The 17,218-nt window shown below is 70.7% G+C and carries 15 protein-coding genes; 7 read left to right on the top strand and 8 right to left on the bottom strand.

Features of this window, described 5'->3' with window-relative positions:
• Positions 1 to 56 precede the first annotated feature (56 nt).
• Complete coding sequence (locus OHA86_RS20630) at positions 57 to 782, bottom strand: SDR family oxidoreductase (RefSeq protein WP_329177401.1); 726 nt, start codon at positions 780 to 782, stop codon at positions 57 to 59.
• Between the two features lie 134 nt (positions 783 to 916).
• Between OHA86_RS20630 and OHA86_RS20625 the strand changes: the two genes are divergently transcribed.
• Positions 917 to 1,765: a LysR family transcriptional regulator gene (locus OHA86_RS20625; protein WP_329177399.1), complete on the top strand. Its 849-nt coding sequence runs from the start codon at positions 917 to 919 to the stop codon at positions 1,763 to 1,765.
• 170 nt (positions 1,766 to 1,935) lie between these two features.
• On the opposite strand, the gene OHA86_RS20620 is transcribed toward OHA86_RS20625, so the two are convergent.
• Positions 1,936 to 2,826: an SDR family oxidoreductase gene (locus tag OHA86_RS20620; RefSeq protein ID WP_329177397.1), complete on the bottom strand. Its 891-nt coding sequence runs from the start codon at positions 2,824 to 2,826 to the stop codon at positions 1,936 to 1,938.
• Positions 2,827 to 2,916: 90 nt separating this feature from the next.
• Between OHA86_RS20620 and OHA86_RS20615 the strand changes: the two genes are divergently transcribed.
• Positions 2,917 to 3,645, top strand: a complete 729-nt coding sequence (locus OHA86_RS20615) for a TetR/AcrR family transcriptional regulator (protein WP_329177395.1) — start codon at positions 2,917 to 2,919, stop codon at positions 3,643 to 3,645.
• Between the two features lie 100 nt (positions 3,646 to 3,745).
• On the opposite strand, the gene OHA86_RS20610 is transcribed toward OHA86_RS20615, so the two are convergent.
• On the bottom strand, positions 3,746 to 3,922 hold the full coding sequence (locus OHA86_RS20610) for a hypothetical protein (RefSeq protein WP_329177393.1): 177 nt from the start codon (positions 3,920 to 3,922) through the stop codon (positions 3,746 to 3,748).
• Positions 3,923 to 4,162: 240 nt separating this feature from the next.
• On the opposite strand from OHA86_RS20610, the gene OHA86_RS20605 reads away from it, so the two are divergent.
• Positions 4,163 to 5,356: a PP2C family protein-serine/threonine phosphatase gene (locus OHA86_RS20605; protein ID WP_329177391.1), complete on the top strand. Its 1,194-nt coding sequence runs from the start codon at positions 4,163 to 4,165 to the stop codon at positions 5,354 to 5,356.
• Positions 5,357 to 5,475: 119 nt separating this feature from the next.
• Here the strand turns inward: OHA86_RS20605 and OHA86_RS20600 are convergent, their stop codons facing one another.
• Both OHA86_RS20600 and OHA86_RS20595 read right to left on the bottom strand, forming a co-directional pair.
• Positions 5,476 to 6,309, bottom strand: coding sequence for a PIG-L family deacetylase (locus tag OHA86_RS20600; RefSeq protein ID WP_329177388.1), 834 nt, complete (start codon positions 6,307 to 6,309; stop codon positions 5,476 to 5,478).
• Positions 6,310 to 6,551: 242 nt separating this feature from the next.
• Positions 6,552 to 6,944, bottom strand: a complete 393-nt coding sequence (locus tag OHA86_RS20595; protein WP_329177386.1) for a nuclear transport factor 2 family protein — start codon at positions 6,942 to 6,944, stop codon at positions 6,552 to 6,554.
• A 283-nt stretch (positions 6,945 to 7,227) separates the two neighbouring features.
• On the opposite strand from OHA86_RS20595, the gene OHA86_RS20590 reads away from it, so the two are divergent.
• The 3 genes from OHA86_RS20590 to OHA86_RS20580 all read left to right on the top strand — a co-directional run bounded on the left by OHA86_RS20590 (position 7,228) and on the right by OHA86_RS20580 (position 12,305).
• Positions 7,228 to 8,196, top strand: a complete 969-nt coding sequence (locus OHA86_RS20590) for a helix-turn-helix domain-containing protein (RefSeq protein ID WP_329177385.1) — start codon at positions 7,228 to 7,230, stop codon at positions 8,194 to 8,196.
• Positions 8,197 to 9,083: 887 nt separating this feature from the next.
• On the top strand, positions 9,084 to 11,372 hold the full coding sequence (locus tag OHA86_RS20585; protein WP_329177383.1) for a tetratricopeptide repeat protein: 2,289 nt from the start codon (positions 9,084 to 9,086) through the stop codon (positions 11,370 to 11,372).
• 90 nt (positions 11,373 to 11,462) lie between these two features.
• On the top strand, positions 11,463 to 12,305 hold the full coding sequence (locus tag OHA86_RS20580; protein ID WP_329177381.1) for an AAC(3) family N-acetyltransferase: 843 nt from the start codon (positions 11,463 to 11,465) through the stop codon (positions 12,303 to 12,305).
• A gap of 789 nt (positions 12,306 to 13,094) precedes the next feature.
• Here OHA86_RS20580 and OHA86_RS20575 read toward each other — a convergent pair.
• The 3 genes from OHA86_RS20575 to OHA86_RS20565 all read right to left on the bottom strand — a co-directional run bounded on the left by OHA86_RS20575 (position 13,095) and on the right by OHA86_RS20565 (position 16,633).
• A complete protein-coding gene (locus OHA86_RS20575) occupies positions 13,095 to 13,643 on the bottom strand; it encodes a hypothetical protein (protein ID WP_329177379.1) in 549 nt (182 codons plus the stop codon).
• 291 nt (positions 13,644 to 13,934) lie between these two features.
• A complete protein-coding gene (locus tag OHA86_RS20570; protein ID WP_329177378.1) occupies positions 13,935 to 15,341 on the bottom strand; it encodes an HEXXH motif domain-containing protein in 1,407 nt (468 codons plus the stop codon).
• Positions 15,338 to 16,633 (bottom strand): FxsB family cyclophane-forming radical SAM/SPASM peptide maturase, encoded by a 1,296-nt coding sequence (locus tag OHA86_RS20565; RefSeq protein WP_443071787.1) that lies wholly within the window; start codon positions 16,631 to 16,633, stop codon positions 15,338 to 15,340. The genes OHA86_RS20570 and OHA86_RS20565 overlap by 4 nt, the downstream gene beginning before the upstream one ends.
• Positions 16,634 to 16,949: 316 nt before the next feature.
• Between OHA86_RS20565 and OHA86_RS20560 the strand changes: the two genes are divergently transcribed.
• Positions 16,950 to 17,180, top strand: a complete 231-nt coding sequence (locus tag OHA86_RS20560; RefSeq protein ID WP_329177374.1) for a hypothetical protein — start codon at positions 16,950 to 16,952, stop codon at positions 17,178 to 17,180.
• Positions 17,181 to 17,218: the final 38 nt, after the last annotated feature.

Here is a 17,218-nt window from a genome sequence, read left to right as displayed (position 1 = left end):
CTTGAGAAAGCCGCCGGCGCCCGTCCTACGGTCTCAGCCCGGGACCGCTGCCGAGGTCACCACGGCACCACCCCGTCCTCGTCGAAGAACGCGCCGGTCGGGCCGTCGTCGGGGAGGGAGGCGAGCCGGATCGCGATCGCCGCGCCCTGTTCGGGAGTGCGCACGCCGCGGAAGCCGTTGAGGTCGGTCGCGCAGTAGCCGGGGCAGGCGGCGTTGATCAGGATGTTCGTGTCCCGCAGCTCCCTGGCGTACTGGACGGTCAGGGCGTTGAGGAACGTCTTCGACGGTGCGTACGCCGCGGAGATAGGCCCCGTGTCGGCGCCGGGGGCGGTCTGCCTCGTGAGCGAGCCGACGCTGCTGGACATGTTGACGATCCGCGGCGACGCGGAATGGCGCAGCAGCGGCAGCAGCGCGTTGGTGACGCGGATGACGCCGATCACGTTGGTCTCCACCGCCGTCCGTACGGCCGAGGGATCGACCGTGGTGGGCGTCTGCGGCATGCCACCGGTCACTCCGGCGTTGTTGACCAGGACGTCGAGGCGGTCGGCGCGCTCCTCCAGCAGCCGGGCGGCGGCCGCCACGCTCGCGTCGTCCGTCACGTCGAGCGGCACGCCGAACGCGTCCGCGCCGCCCGCCCGCAGTTTCTGTACGGCGGCTTCCCGGCGTGCCTCGTCCCGGGCGCCGACGCCGACGCTCCAGCCAAGGGCACCCAGACCAGCCGCGATCTCGTACCCGATTCCCTTGTTCGCGCCGGTGACCAGCGCGATCGTCTGTCCGCTCATACGGTCCATCGTGTTCCGCGCCCCCGCGACGCGGCCAACACCGTCTGGGTAAGTGGCGATACCTTCCCGGTATCGGACCAGATCACTGCGGCGATTCCGGTCGGCGCCGAGGCGGCGTCAGGTAGCTTGGCGGCATGGAGACGAGGGAGCTGCGGTACTTCGTCGCCGTCGCCGAGGAGTTGCACTTCGGGCGGGCGGCGCGGCGGCTCGGGATCGCCCAGCCTCCGCTGTCGCGGGCGATCCAGCAGCTCGAACGCCGGCTCGGGGCTGCGCTGCTGGAACGCGGCAGCCGCGGTGTCACCCTGACCGAGGCCGGATCGGTGCTGCTGCGGGAAGGGCAGGCGGCCCTCGACGCGATCGATGCCGCCGAGCGCCGAACCCGCCGCGCCGCTCTCGCGCCGACCGGCCGCCCCGGCGTGGTCCTCGTCACGAAGGCCGGGGCGACGGGCGAGTTGCTGGCGAAACTACTCGACGCCTACGCGGCAGAACCCGGCGCGGTCGCCGTCGACGTGATGCTGTGCGGGATCGGCGAGCAGGAGCGGCTGCTGCGGGACGGGCGGGCCGATGTGGCCCTGCTGCACCGGCCGTTCGACTCGACTGCCGGGCTCGACACGGAGGAGTTGCACGCGGAGGGACAGGTCGTGGTCCTTCCGGCCGGGCACCCCCTCACCGGCCGGGCCCATGTGCGGATGTCCGACGTCGCCGCACTGCCCGGCCTGCCCATGCCCCGCTGGCCGGACCTCGACGGCACTTTCCCTGACGGTGCCGGGCCGCCGGTGCACAACCACACGCAACTGCTCCAGCTGATCGCGCTCGGCCGGGCGTCGGCGATCCTGCCGGAGTCGGTGCGCGCCGGGCTGAGGGACGGCCTCGTCACCGTTCCCGTGGCCGACGCGCCGACGGTGACGACGGTGATCGCGTGGCCGCCCCACAGCCGCTCGCGGGCGGTCGCCGCCCTCGTCCAGGCCGCTACCCGGCTGTGAGGACTCCCCTCGGAGGGAGCGGTCCAGTCGGGTACGGAGGCGGGCGCCGGCCGCTCATCCTCTCCGCTTCTGTGTGAGCCCCCGGCGGAGGCGTTCTCCGTGCGGCATACGACCCGCCAGGACGCTGGTGCCCGCCAGCGCCTTGCCTGTCCCATCCTTCGCGGACGGGGTCATGGCCGCGGGTGCGCCCCCCACCCGGTCTGTTCGGCCCATGCCCGCTCCAGCAGGGTGCGGAAGGCGGCGGGCTCTCGGCCGATCAGTTCGGCCAACGCCGGGTCGACGGCGGCGAACTCGCCATTCCGCGCTGCTGCGAAGATGTCCAGCATCAGGTCGGCGATCGGCGCCGGGGCACCGTGTGCCAGGGCCTTCTCGCGGAAGTCGTCGGCGACGACGACGGTGCGGGTGAAGGCCCGTCCGGTGACCTGGGCGGCGATCTCGGCGACGGCGTCGAAGTCGAGCGCCGCCGGACCGGTGAGCGGCGGGGTGGGTCCCTCGAAGCGGCCCTCGTCGGCGAGGATCGCCGCAGCGGCCTCGGCGAGGTCGTCGTGGCCGGTCCAGGCGACGGGGCCGTCGGCGGGGAGGGCGATGTCGCCGGTACGGCGCGCGGTCTCCAGGAACAGCACGGCGCTGGCCGCGTAGAAGCCGTTGCGCAGCGCGGTCCAGGGCAGGCCGGTGGAACGCAGAAGGTCCTCGGTCCGGGCGTGGTCGCGGCATGCCTGGAAGCGGGAGTCGTGGGCGGCGCCCATCTGGCTGGTGTAGAGGATGCGGCCGACGCGGGCTTCCACAGCGGCGTCGATGGCGGTGCGGTGCCCGGTGACGCACTCCTCGCCCGTGCGGTCGAGGGAGACAAGGAGCAGTTGCTCGGCGCCCTCGAAAGAGTGCACGAGCGAGGCGGGGTCGTCGAAGCTGCCCTGCCGGACGCGTACGCCGCGGTCGGTGAGGTCCTGCGCCTTGCGGGGGTCGCGGACACTGACCCCGAGGCGGTGGGCGGGGACGCGGTCCAGGAGGTGCTCGACGATGCGGCGTCCGAGCTTTCCGGTGGCTCCGGTCACGATGATCACGGGGGTTCTCCCAACGGTGCTTCCAGTGGAATCATTTCAACGGTAACACCGATATTATCGGTGGAAGCACATTCCGATATCATTGAATCCATGCCTCCTCGCGACACCGCCGACAGCTCTCGACGCCGCATCGTCGTGGCGGCCGTCGAGCTGCTGGAGAAGGGCGGGCCGGACGCGGTGAGCACCCGCGCGGTCGCCGCCGCGGCCGGGATGCAGCCGCCGGCGATCTACCGCCTCTTCGGCGACAAGGAGGGGCTGCTGGAGGCCGTCGCCGAGCACGGCTACGCGCAGTTCCTGGAGAGCAAGCGCGCGCAGCTCGATCCCGCGCCGCCGGACCCGGTGGAGGAGCTGCGCCGCGGTTGGGACCTGGTGGTGGGGTTCGGGGTCTCGCGCCCGGAGCTGTTCGCGGTGATGAACCGGGCCACCGGCCGGGGACCGGACGCGGCACACCGCGCGGGCCTGGAGATCCTCCGCGGGCGGGTGCGCCGGCTGGCCGCCGGCGCGTGGCTGCGGGTCGACGAGGAGCTGGCCGCCCAGATCATCCAGGCCACCGGCCAAGGCGCGGTCGCCACCTGGCACTCCACGCCCGCGGAACGCCGTGATCCGGCGCTGCTGACCATCCTGCGCGAGTCGATGATCGCCGCCGTCACCCGCGCCGAGCCGGCGGTCCCCGGCGCCGAGTCCGGCCCCGCCCCGGCAGCCCGCGCGCTGCGCGCTGCCCTCCCCGATGACGCCGGTGTTCTGAGCGACGCCGAGCAGCGGCTGCTGCGCGAATGGCTGACCCGGCTGGCGGCGGACGGTGGCACACCGCGGGCCTGATCCCAGCAGTGACCGCGCGCCCGGCGATGTCCCGCCGTTCGGCCATGACGGCACGCTCGACCGCGGTCACGGTGCGCTCAGCGGCGCCGGGGCGTAGCCGTCAGAGCCTGTGCAGGTCCTCCAGCGGTCTGCCGATGGCTTCGGCGACCTCATCCTCGTCGACCCCCTGCGCCAGGGCGGCCGCGCTCTCGGCCTTGAGGTCGTCCGCCGCCGCCTCACGGGCGTCTTCGGCGTCGTCGTACCGCTGGGCGGCGAGGGCCAACTTAGGCGTGTCCACATCCCTATGATGCCACCCGCTGACCGGTTCGCCCCGACCGGACACGGCCAGGCATTCGTCCTGAACCTGAGGGAATCGCGGGCGGTGTGCCCCACCTGGCCCCGGGCCGAGCGTGCCGCGGCGGCGGTAGGGTGACGGCGACCGAGTCGCCGGGGCTTCTCGCAGTCGTCCGTCGCGCTGCTGGTGGCCGCGGGCCGCATGGGGCGGACCGGCTCCCTCCCCTCTTCCCCGGGGTTCACTATGGCAGCACCGCACACCGATGGGTCCGGCGCGCTGACCCGCCTGCTGGAGGACAGTTGCCGAGCGGCCTTCGAGCAACTGCCGGCGCTGCTGGACGCCGCCGCGGGACGCCTCGGTGTCGGCCGGGCCCGGTTGTACGTGGCGGACCTCCAGCAGGATGTGCTGCGCGAGGTCACCGGGCACGGCCAGAACGCCGGGGCAGGCGGCGCCGAACTGCGCATCGACTCCACGCTGGCGGGCCGGGCCTATCAGACCGAGCAGATTCTGAGCGGTTCGGGCGGACGCGAGCACTGGCTCCCGATCGCGGACGGCACGCAGCGCCTGGGTGTCCTGCGCCTGCGCTCGCAGAAGAACATTGAAGCGGATCTGCGCGCCGCGCAGTCTCTCGCCTTGGTGACCGGGCTACTGCTGATCGCCAAGCGCGCGCAGAGCGACTCCTACGCACGGCTGATCCGAACCCGGCACATGGCCGTCTCCGCTGAGTTGCAGTGGACGCTGATGCCGCCGCCGACGTTCGCCAACGAGCGGGTCACCGTGAGTGCCGCCATGGAACCGGCGTACCAGGTCGCCGGCGACGGCTTCGACTACGCGATATGCGGCGACACGGTGCACCTGGCGGTCTTCGACGCCATGGGCCACAACACCACTTCAGGGCTGACCGCCAGTCTGGTGATGGCCGCCTGCCGCAATGAGCGCCGGCGGGGCGCGGGCATCGCCGAAGTGAGCCGGGCCATCGAGGACCTGCTGATCCAGCAGTTCGATCACGGAAGCTACGCCACCGGCATACTTGCCGATCTCGACCTGAACACCGGAGTCCTGACCTGGGTCAACCGCGGCCACCTGCTGCCCATCGTCATCCGTGGCGGGCGCTGGGCCAGCGTTGTCCGCTGCCCCCCGGCCGGTCCGATGGGCGCCGATCTCAGGCTGCCGATCACCGTGTGCCGCGAACAGCTCGAACCCGGGGACAGGCTGCTGCTCTACACCGACGGCATCACCGAAGCGCGGGACGCCGACGGAGGGCAGTTCGGCATCGACCGGTTCACCGACTTCGTCATACGCCACCACGCGGCCGGCCTGACGGTCGCCGAAACGCTGCGCCGTCTCATCCACGCCCTCCTGGAGCACCAGCAGGGCCGCCTTGAGGACGACGCCACGGTCCTGTTCTGCCAGTGGAACGGCGCCGCCTGCGCCTGATCACGCTCGACACCGGCGAGCGTCCGGACAGAGGCGTAGGAGGACCTCAACCACGCCAACGCCGACCGCCTCCCGGCCGCCGCCCCATCCGCCGGCCGGGATGTGGTCGGACGGGCGGATCAGCGCAGGCCGGCGAAGAGGTCGTTCTCAGGTACGGCCGCGCCGGTGGTGTCCCGGACCCGTACGAAGGTCTCCACGCCCATCAACTCGCCGAACCGCTCCCTGCCCATCTTGAGGAAGAAGATGTTCTCGCCCTGACTGGCGTGCGCGGCCAGCGCGTCGAACTTCTGACCGCTGAACGCGGTGGTGTCCACCCACGTGGTGATCTCATCGTCGGGGAGGCCGATCTCGGCCATCGCGGCGGTCTCGGCAGGGTCCGGTTCGGGCATGTCCGCACCGAACTCGCGCATGACCTCGCCGAACCGCTGCATCATCGAGCGGGGCGCCGTGGTCCAGTACACCTTCGGTGTCGGCGCGGTCATCTCCAGCGCCGCCATCGTGATGCGGTGGGCCTGGATGTGGTCGGGGTGGCCGTAGAAGCCGTTCTCGTCGTAGGTGACGACCACATCAGGTCGGTAGTGCCGCATGATCTCCGCGAGTCGGGCGGCGCCTTCCTCGACCGGGGTCCGCCAGAAGGCCCCAGGGGCGTCGTTGCTCGGCCAGCCCATCATCCCCGAGTCGGCGTAGTCCAGCATCTCCAGATCGCTGATCTTGAGGACGTCGCAGCTCGCCTTGAGCTCCTGACGGCGCATCGCGGTGACCGCCGCCGGATCGTGCCCGGGATCGCCCGGCTTCACGCCCTCCGGCCCGTCACCGCAACCGCCGTCGGTACACGTCACGAGAACCGTGCGGACGCCCTCCGCCGCGTACCGCGCGAGGACGCCGCCGGTTCCGGTGGCCTCGTCGTCGGGGTGGGCGTGTACCGCCATGAGCGTCAAGGGCCGGTCAGTCATGAAGCAGTCCTCCTGCAGAGATACGTCCTGATCCGAAGCGCGCGCCGGACATCGCGATGCCCGGCTCCGGGCGCGGCGAGACGGGCATCGCTGCGGCCTCCGTGCCTCCTGCCCGTGCGGCGCCCGTCCCTCGGCCAATGCAACCGTGCCGGCCGGGTGAGGGGTTGCCCCAACACGCTTTCCCACGGGTCACGGGGTCGTTGTGGGCGCCTCACCCGCATACCTGGCCGATCCGTAAGTCCTTACCCGGCGTCCGGGACGGCGCTGGCGTGGGCGGCAAGGACGCGCCAGGTGCCGTCAGCGTGTATCCAGGTGCGGGTGTAGCGAAGGCGCGCCGTGAACGGATGTCCCCCGGCGGTGCCCTCAAGCCCAGCCAGCACGCGGGTGATCCCGGTGGAGTCCACCACGGTCACCTGCAGGTCCTGCTGGTCGAAGACCTCGACGGTCAGGGTCCGGGACCTGTGCGCTCCCAGGTCCTCCTCCTTCGTCGCGGTGCTGCCGTCGGGCCCTGTGTAGACGACACGGTCGTCCAGGAGCAGGTCCAATGCCTGCGCGTCACCTGATCGAACAGCGGCTTGCAGCCTCCGCTCGGCATCGTGGAGAGCGGCTTCAAGAGCCACCTGTTCCGTCCCCATCCCGATCCTTCCTGCCCTGCCGGTGCCGGCCGGCGCGATGACGGGAACGCTACTCCAACGCACTGACACCGCAGTCGCAGGACCGGTCCTCCTTGCCCGGGAGCCGGTTGTTCGGCGTGCCGGCGCCAGCAGCGCCCGGGTGACCGCCCTCAGGTACCGATCCGTGGCGGCGGCGTAGCGCGGCCCGCACAGTGCTCGGCCGCTCTTGTGCGCCCGTAGTCAACTCCGCGGCGCGGACGCCGGCCCACAATGTTTCTTATGGCCGGCAAGGAAGGCAGAAGCGATGGACACGCTGTACGACACCGCAACAGTTCACCCGCTCGATCGTTACGAATACTATCGCGCGGGGTCTGCCGCCGAACTGGCGCCGGTGACCGTCCATGGGCGCCCGCCCGGGCAACTGCGCGCGGTGATGTCGGTCGCGGAAATCAGTGACTTCGAAATCGAGAGCCACACCTTCGCCGCAGACCGCGAAATCTCCGTACGGCGCACCGAGCGTCTGATCGGCGTCAGTGATCCCGAGTGCTACCGGGTCGTCACAGCTCTCACCCCCGGGATACGGGTGAAGCACGCAGGGCACACCGTGGACTTACGTGCTCGGGACATCGCGCTCTACGACAGTTCGCAGCCCTGGGAGACGACGAATCCGACCGGCCTCATCCAGACGGTCATGCTGACGTTTCCACGGGCACTGGTGCCCGTTGACTACGCTGCCGTTCGTCCGCTCGTCGGCAGCATCACGCCCAAAAACGTACCGGGGCGCAGTGCGCTCGCGCAGTTCCTGATCGGGCTGACCGAACCGGCCGGCCTGGAGGTCCCGGCTCTGGCGGAGGTTCTGTACGAATGCGTGGTCGGACTGATTCGTCAGAGACTCGGTGAGCCGGGAGGAATCACTCCGCAGACACACCGGTTGCTGCAGCGGACTCACATCAGCGGAATCATTCGTCGGAATCTCCGCAATCCGGCGCTCGACCCGGAGGCGATCGCCACATCAGCGAACCTGTCCACCCGGTACCTCTACTCATTATTCCAGGACGCCGAACTCACGCCGATGCGGTTCCTCAAGAACCTGCGCCTTCAGGAAGCCCGCCGTCGACTGGAGGATCCAGCGCTGGCGAGCGTTCCCATCCGTGACGTCATGTCGGCTGTCGGGTATCGCCGGTCGGACCAGTTCGCGCGCGACTTCCGGCAGATGTTCGGCGTCTCGCCCAAAGACCACCGCCAGTTGTCCTGCGGGCAACGCACGTCGTGAGCGCCATCCCGGAGAGAAGCCCGGACACGGAGCAGCCAGCTCCGGACGAACGGCCTCATGAAGCACCGGAAGGCCTCCTCCTCACACTGGTCGCGATCGCCGAGACCGTCGCCCTGATGTGCAACAGCCCGAAGACCAGAACGGCCGCCGCACTGTCCGCGCTGCTCGCCCGCTACCTCCTGGATCTCGGCCGCAAGCGATGGCTCCGCCTACGATCCGGCCGCCCCCGCGTCCCGGCGCGGGCACCACGGCCCCCGCCCCCCGAGGTCACGCAGCCCTCGGTGGCCCCTTCCGGTGCCGACAGCGAGAGCTTCCCCGCCGGCGGATGAGGCCGCTCCGGCCCCGCGCGAGCCCGGATCACTCCGGCAGACCGTCGGCGCGGAGGGGTCTTAACGGGCGGAGGCGGAAGCCGTGAAGGTAACGGGAGGCGGAGCCGACGCGGCGCAAGCCTCAGCCTTGGGTGTGCGCGACGGCCACGGTGTCGAGAAGGGCGAGGGCGAGAAAGCCGGCACAGCCGCCCAGTCGACCTTCACGCCCTCGCTTCCCCGCTCAGGAAGTCAGGGGACGCGCCACCGCCGTGACCGTCGGCACCGGGCGGCCTGCCCGTGTCTCGCGCTGCGTCACGCCCCTGAGGCTGTCGTCCTCCCCGCCACCGACCACACGCCCAGGGGCTCTGTGCCCATGGCTCCGCCGATTCCCGACTTTCGTCCACGGACCGACAGGGCCCTTGAGACCATGGCTGGCATGGCGTTCGAACAGACCGCCGTTGTCGGGTGTTACCGCGTGTCCTCGAAATTCTGGCGTACGAACGGGACGTGGAGCCGGGAGATGCCGTTGCCCAGATCCGAGTGTTCAGCCGCCCACCGGTCGGCCCGCGGTGCCCTCTGATGGATCTCACCGATGTGCTGGCGGTGGTGGGAATGGTGTCGACGGCCGCTGGGGTGGGAATCACCTGGTGGCGAGCGCGCGCGGGGGACAGGGCTGAGTTCAGGCGCCGGCGGGCAGCACCGGGCGTTGCTCCGGGAATGTCGGTGGCACCGCCGGTCGGCGCGCTGCCGACACAGATACGCGGTCGGGGCCGGCTGATGCGCCGGCTGAGGCGATGGCTCCGCAAGCCGCCGGGAGTCGTGGTGGTGCTTGCCGGAATGGGCGGTGTGGGGAAGTCGACCACGGCGGCGGCGCTGGCTCGTGACAGCGCGCGGACGCGGCGGACAGGACGTCGAAGCCGCCCTGTGTGGTGGGTCCGGGCCGCCGATTCCCTCAGCCTTGCGGGTGGACTGGCCTCCGTGGCGCGGCAACTGGGGGCCGAACCGGCTGACCTGGAGGCAATATCCACCGGAGCCGCCGATGGCCCGGACCGCTTCTGGGAGCTCCTCGGCAACGCGCCTTCCGGATGGCTGCTGATCTTCGACAACGCCGACTCCCCCGCCATTCTCTACGGCGCGCGCTGCGACGCCGAGAGGAGCGGGGCGCAGCCGGCGGGAGCGGTGGGACAGAACGGGACGGGGTGGGTGCGGCCCTCCCGCCGCGGGCTGACGATCGTGACCAGCCGTGACGCGGACCAGGAGACGTGGGGGTCGCATGCGCGGCTGGTGCCGTTGGGGCCTCTCGACGAGACCGACGCCGCGCGTGCGCTGCTGGATCTGGCCCCCGAGGCAGGAGACGAGGCGGAGGCGCGGCTGCTCGCCCGGCGGCTCGGCGGACTGCCGCTGGCACTTCACCTGGCGGGAAGCTACTTGAGATCGGCTGTCGTCTACTGCCCGACTTTCACTGCTTACGCCGAGGTGCTCGGTGGCGACGGGGGACTTCGGCTACTCGACGGCTCGGGGGCGCCCGACCGATCAGTCGTGACGCGGACGTGGGAGATATCCCTCGACAACCTGGCCCGTGATGGCGTGCCCCAGGCGCGCAATCTGCTGCGCCTGCTGTCCTGCTATGCCGCTGACGCCTCGATCCCGATGGGCCTGCTCGACGGACGACGGCTTTCCTCCCTGCTGGCGACGGGGCCGGCGGGCTCGCCCTTGGACCACTCGGACCTTCTGCTGGAGCGCGGACTGCGAGGGCTGGAACGGGTGGGCCTGATCGATGTCGGGACGTCGGGGCAGGAACGAGCCCTCACCCTGCACCCGCTGATAGTGCAGACCAACCGGATGAACTTAGGGACGACGACGTCGCGAGACACCGAGCCGGACGCAACACTCGTACGGCAGGTGGCCGCCGGACTCGTGGTCGAAGCGCTGTCCGGGCTGCGCGTCGACGAACCTGCTGACTGGCCGCGCTACCGGATGTTCGGCGTCCATCTGCACGCTCTGCTCGGGACCGTGGCCGACCATCTCGATGCGGACGGCCTGACCGCGCTCCTGCGAGCGATATGGATGACGGTCCGCGCCCTGGACGAGAGCGGAGCGCACGACGTCGCCGAGAGGCTGAACCGTGCGGCGCTGGCCCACGTACCCGGCCCTGACGATGAGGCCGGACTTTGTCTGAGCCATCAGCACGCCTGGGAAGTGGCCGCTCGGGGTGAGTTCGGGGATTCCGAACGGATGTTCCTGGACGTGGCCGAACGACGCGCGCGGACGCTGGGAAACGACCACCCGGAGACGCTGAGCAGTCGTCACGAACTGGCGTGGGTAGCCGGTTGCCAGGAGCGGTGGGTGGAAGCGGAGGCGCGCTACGACCTCGTTCTGGAGGACCGCCGGCGTGTCCTGGGTGAGGACCACTTCGATACGCTCCTCACCCGGTTCGAACGCGGCTGGTGCATTGCGAACCAGGAGCGGTTCGAAGAGGCGAGGGCTTTGTTGGAGAACGTCCTGGAGGACCGCACCCGGGTACTCGGGGAGGCCCATCAGCGGACCGTGGGCACCCGCCACGAACTGGCCTGGATCGCGGCCAAGCAGGGACGTCTGGTCGAAGCGGAGCGCCTCTACCGGCAGGTGCTGGACGACCGTCGGCGGGCGCTCGGCGATGAGCACCTGTCCACGCTGACCATCCATCACGAACTCGCCTGGGTCCTGGCCTGCAGGGGACGTTCGAAGGAGGCCGCGACCCGTTACGCCCGGGTCCTGGACATCCGTCGCCGACGCCTCGGTGAGGACCACCCCGACACGAGGGCGACCGCCCTCGCTCTCGACCGCCTGGGCCGGGGACTTACGGTGGACGCGCGTCATCTCGTCTGAACCCGGTGTGTCCCATGTGCCACTGTGGTGTGCTGACTCCAGGTGCCCCAACCGGGGGCCTCATCGTAGAAGTCCAGGGGGTGCGGCGCTGTGTCGGTATCCACTCAGCAGCTCTCAGCGGCGATCGGCGATCTCGGCCTCGCCAAGCGGCCGGTCATGATCCACTCGTCGCTCCGGTCGTTCGGCGAACCCGTCGAGGGCGGCGCGGACGGGCTGCTCGACCTCTTCCTCGCGCGCGGGTGCACGATTCTGGTGCCGACCTTCAGCGAATCGCAGTTCGGTGCGGTGCCCCCGGCCACGATGCGCCCGGACCGCAACGCCATCGACTACGCGGAGATGCCCGCCGAAGCACCGCTCGTCCAGCAGGTCCCCGAGTACACCGTCGACTCCACCGTGGTCAACACCGGGATGGGTGTCGTGCCGGCCCGGCTGCTCGCCCGTCCGGACGCCGTACGCGGACTACACCCTCTCAACTCCTTTGCTGCGCTGGGACCCCTGGCACGGGAACTCGCCTCGGCACAGAGCCCGGCCGATGTCTACGGACCCGTCCGTCTGCTGGCGGAGCGAGACGGTGCGATATTGCTGATGGGCGTCGGACTCAATCGGATGACAGCGCTTCACTGCGCGGAGGAGCAGTCCGGCCGCAGGCTCCTCGTTCGCTGGGCACGCGATGCGGACGGCCGGGTCTTCATGGTGGAGACGGGATCGTGCTCCGAGGGATTCCCACGACTGGATCCTTTTCTCCGGACGCTCGCCCGCACCGCATCGGTCGGTGGATCCACCTGGGCCGTCTATCCGGCGAAGGAGACACTCGCCGCCGCGAGCGCCGCCATGTCTGCCGACCAGACGGTGACCCGCTGCGCCGACCGGGCATGCCTCCGCTGCCGCGACTCGATCGCGGGCGGCCCCCTCGGCGCTTCCCCTCTCGGCTGACCGCACCGACCCCCGTGAGCGGGCATACGCGAATAGCCCGAGCACTCCGAAATCCAGCCTCCCCCCGGATCTGAACGGGGTGCTCCCCGCATCCGCAGGAATGGGCTCCGTATACGCCGCGGACGCCCTCGGCCTCCTGCTGACCGTGCACGTGCTGGCCGCAAGCGTCCAGGACCGCGACGGAGCCAGACGCTCACTGCTGTGGACACGCCTGGACCACCCCACCGTGACCAGGATCCGCTGGGCCATGACCGACGAGATACCCCGCCGGCTCACCCGAGGCCGACCCGCCGTACGCCAAGGCCCCCGGCCCCTACGAAGCTCAGCTCTCGGGCCGGACACAGTCATCAGGACCGATCCACCTCATTGTGTCAGCCGTTGCAAAGCAGCAGCGCCGGGCGGATCGCAGGTTATTTTCACCTCCACATCATGGTGAACCATATTCCGGCTACGACGACGGCTGTTGCCATGGCAGTGCATTCAATCATGGATATACGCTACCCCGGTCGTTTAAAAGCATCCGCAGGAACATTCCCATCCCATCTCGCCGCACTCTTGCGCTGCGCATGCCGCAAGGCGTAGACGGGCCCGGCCGCACCGGCCGCCCAAAACCACGTCCAGTGCGTTCAGGAGCAGACCCCACCCTCTTCCACCGAAAGATCGCCTATTCCTATGATGAGCACGAAAAGCGCACAGGAGGAGAGGATGACACATAAGACCTTCGAAATCGTTTGGACCTTTCCCAGAGGGACGGCCCCACCGTGCCGCGGGGCCAGCCAAGGGCATCGATCAGGAGCTCTTGTAGGCGGTCTGCGTGGCGCCGGCGACTACGGCGCCGACCACCACGCACAACGGAACAGCTGCGCAGCCAGCGCCCATGGTGGCTTCGGTTCCCCCGATGTCGATGGCCTCACCCACGGGGGCCACACCGATTCCCGCCACGATTCCCCTCTTGTCGGCGGACGCCGAAGCTTCGTCGCCGGAGACCGTGTCGCCGATGAGTCCGATCCGGTCTGCTGTGTCGAAGAAGCCATCGAGGTTGACCGTAGCGCTGTCCCGGCTGCGAGAAGGTCGCGCACGTCGGCATGGCGCCGGACTCGTCCGGTAGCCACGGACAGGGACCCTCCACGTGAAGGCGTCGTATGCCGGAGCTGCGGGATGGCCAAGTAGTGCATTCGTGCCGATGCGGCCTTGTCCCGGGACCGGCACGCGCCGGCCACCGACCCGTACTTCGGTGTCCGCCTCTGGCTGCAGACCGAAACCCGGCACGGGTGGGTATCGGCCTACAACCTGGAACACCTCGACCTGATCGAACGGTTCGTGCAGCCGCCTCTGCACGGGGGTAGTGGAATGGCCGGCTTCGTGTTTCGGGACGTGGTACTGCCCACCTTGGCGGCCTGAAGTGCGGTGAGCCTGTGGCGGCAGCCGGCCGCCGCGTCCTCGCGGGTGCGCACGGGCCGACCGTCTCCGCCGGGGACACGTCGGCGACTGAGGCGAGGGGCCTTCGCCGGGCCGACGCCCCGGGAGCCGCGGCCCCACAGGCGCCGGGCCGAACGTCAGCCCCGCGCTGCTGACCGGGCTTTCCTCCTGGGTCCTGCTTCCGGGCTCCCGCCCCGGGTTCGCCACCCGTCAGCCCAGCAGCCCGGCGCGCGTCGGCGCGCCGTGGCGGGCGTCCCAGCGGCGGCGGTGCTCCGCGGCGACCGCCGCGCTCTCGGCCGCCGCCGCGGGCCGGACCGGGACGCGGCCCAGCGCGTCCAGCGCGTCCCGCATCCCGGTGACGAACCGCACGCCGATGTCGGTGAGCCGGCCGCACGTGAGCAGGGTGCCGACCGCCTCCGCCGCACCGTCACGCCAGCGGGCGAACCTCACTTCGGCCTCATGGCGGGCGGCCCCCTCCAGTCGCCCGCAGGACAGGCGGCGGTGCCAGAAGCGGGCGACTCCAAGATGGGCGTAGGCGCCGTGCAGGAGGCCGATGAGCGGGCGGGGGTCCTCGCGCCAGGGCGCGTAGAACAGCTCGCCCGGCCGCTCGGCGAGAAGGTCGAAGAGGTGGAGCAGCGCGGAGAGCTTGTTGTGCTGGAGCTCGTGACTGAGCGCCAGGGCCATGTCGTGAGCGGTGGCGGGCATCGTCAGGGCCGTCGCGCCGAAGGTCTCCTTGGAGCTGCCGCTGCGGCTGCCGCCCGGCGGACCGGTGAGGGGGACCAGCGCTCGCAGGACGACCGCGGCCTCGGCGGCCACCTCGGCGTGCTCGGCCCGCAGCAGTTCCCACCCGCCGTCGGACACCTGCCGCCAGCGGTGCCAGGCGGCATCGGAGAGCCGCCCGCACCGCCCGCCGACCGGCGCGCAATACGGGTCGATGTCGTCAAGTACCAGTCCGCCGCCGGTGGAGACCGTCGGATCGGCCGCGGGCACGAGGACGCGCAGGCCCTGCCACGGCGCCGCGCTGAGTGCGACCCGCCGCCCGCCGACCGTGATCCGCGCGCCGGACGGACCGCCCTCAACCGCCGCCCACGTGCCGTCAGGGAGTTCGGGGAAGGGATCGGAACCGGAGCCGGGAAAGCCGACTGCGCCCAAACCGGGCAGGCCGATCCGCCGGTCGTACAGCGTCACGCCCACCCGGGCGGGCAGGCCGGTGGCGACGACCGCCGCCGCGGCCAGCGCGGCGAGCGCGTGCCCGGGATCGAGGACAGTACGGGCGTCGGACGCGCCGCCGGGCGCAGTGAGCGCGTGCAGGGAGCGAAGCAGCGCGGGGCCGATGGAGGGGTATGCGATCAGCGCGCGTACGACGGCGGGCGACCGGCATTGGGCGGCGGCCAACGCCGACCAGGCCTCCTCGCTCCGACGTTCGACGTCGCCACCGTACCGCGCGGTCGCGTCGCGCACGGCCCGCAGAGTTGCAAGACGGCGGCTGTAGTCCGCGTCGACCAGCAGCCGCGCGCCCTCCGCGCCGCCACCGCCGGCGGCCAGCCGGGCGAACATCGCGGCCGTGACGACATGCGGCTTTATCGCCGAGCGCCCGGCGACGTCCGACCCGCTCATACGACGCCCGCGCCGCCGGCCGTGACGCGGGTGGCCGGAGTGCCGCCGGCCGGGACGCGGGCGCCGGCCGTAGCGGACAGCCGGGCGATGTCGTGGGCCAGACGCCCGCGCACGTGCCGGATCAGGACCTGGAGATCGGCGCAGTAGACACTGGGGTTGGCGAACCCGCTGCCATCGTTGCGGTAGCGGTGCGCGCGGTGGCCACCGCCACACACGTCGAGCAGCGGACAGCGGCGGCACGTGGCGGTCAGGGCGGCGGTCCCGGACCGGCGGGCGAGCACTCCGGGCAGGCGCAGCGCCGCGTCGAACGCGTCGCGGGCGACGTGCAGTCCGGTGTCAATGGCGCCGGAGTACGCGGTGCGCAGCGCGTCGTCCTGTGCGATGGCGCCGCTCGTCTCGACCACCACGTAGCCGATCGGCGCCAGGCCCAGCCCCTCGGTGTCGGCGTGGCCGCCCAGCAGCAGGGTGATGAGCTGTTCGAAGATCCGGACGCCGCTTTCGCGCACGGGAGCGTCGTACCAGTAGTCGAAGATCCGGATGAGCCAGTCGGCGTAGGGCGTGCCGGGATCCCCCGGGCGGTGACCGGGCGGCGGCGCGGACCAGTTGGCGTGCGGCAGGAGGAAGTCCACGGTGGGCGGTCGGTGGCGTACCAGCTCCCGGTAGGTGTCGACCGGGTCGTTTCGTAGGTCGACCACGCAGAGCAGGCCGGTGAACAGCGCGCGGTGCGGTCCATTCGCGAGCAGTTCCAGCGCGGCCGTCACCTCGGCGTGACTGCCGCGCCCGTCGCGGTGGCGGCGGTGCCGGTCATGCGCGGCCCGCCCACCGTCGAGGCTGACACTGATGCCGACGTCCAGTTCACCAAGCAGGTCGAGATAGTGGTGGGTGAGCCGTACGCCGTTGGTCTGCACGGTCACCTCGGCGTGGACGCGCGGGCCGACCGCCCGGCGCACCGACTCCACGACCCGGGTGATCCCCTTCGGACCGATGAGCAGCGGCTCGCCGCCGTGCAGGGCCACCCCGATCCGCGACAGCCCATGAGTGTGCGCGTGTTCGGCAATGCGTTCCGCCGTCCGCTCGACCACCGCGGCGGACATGGCGCGCGGTTCGGTCCGCCAGCGCTGGTCGGCGGCGCGGTACATGTAGCAGTAATCGCAGTCGAGGTCACACCGGCCGTGCACTTTCAGCACGAAATTTCGGAAGGGTAAGGTCGGCGGATCGGGCACGCGGGCGACGCCGTCCAGGCATTCACCGACGGATTCCCGGCCGCGCCGAAGCGACTGCGCATCATGCATGACGCGTGCATCCCTCCGAAATGTGGATCGGATGTACCAATGCCGGGCTGCTCTTGCACAAGCAACGAAGCGTCAGTCTGACAGCGGCAACACGGCGGTCAAAGAAGGTAACCGGCCAACTGCCCTTCCGGCCCCTGTGCCTCCCTGCTTCCACCGCGTTCCCTGCGGGTGCCCAGCCCGACGGCAAGCGGCCCGTGACGCAGCGAACCCTCTGCCACTTGGCCGGTTCGGATGGTGAGCCGATACCATGCGGGAGTAAACTTGGCGGCCCTTGGCAGTCGGTTCCGCGATCGGAAGAGAGGCAGGACGCTCCGAGATGACGGATCAGACCGGCACCCAAGAAGAGTCGCTGGAAGAGGCGCGCGCAGGAAAACCGGGGGATGATGTGAAATCACCATTCGTCGACCTATCCGGACTGGCTCTCGATGACATCGTCCGACTCCCTGACAACGCTCTGGGCGCGGCTCTGCGGGCGATCATGAAATCGGCTGAAGATCCTGACGGCGCCTTCACTGCCGCGCACAAGGAGAGTCAGTCCAGGTCCTGAAGAGCCCGCCCGCACCGGCCGTCGCGGCCATCCAGGAG

Source organism: Streptomyces sp. NBC_01477 (genome assembly GCF_036227245.1).
GTDB lineage: Bacteria > Actinomycetota > Actinomycetes > Streptomycetales > Streptomycetaceae > Actinacidiphila.
This window is presented reverse-complemented; position numbering and strand designations above follow the sequence as displayed.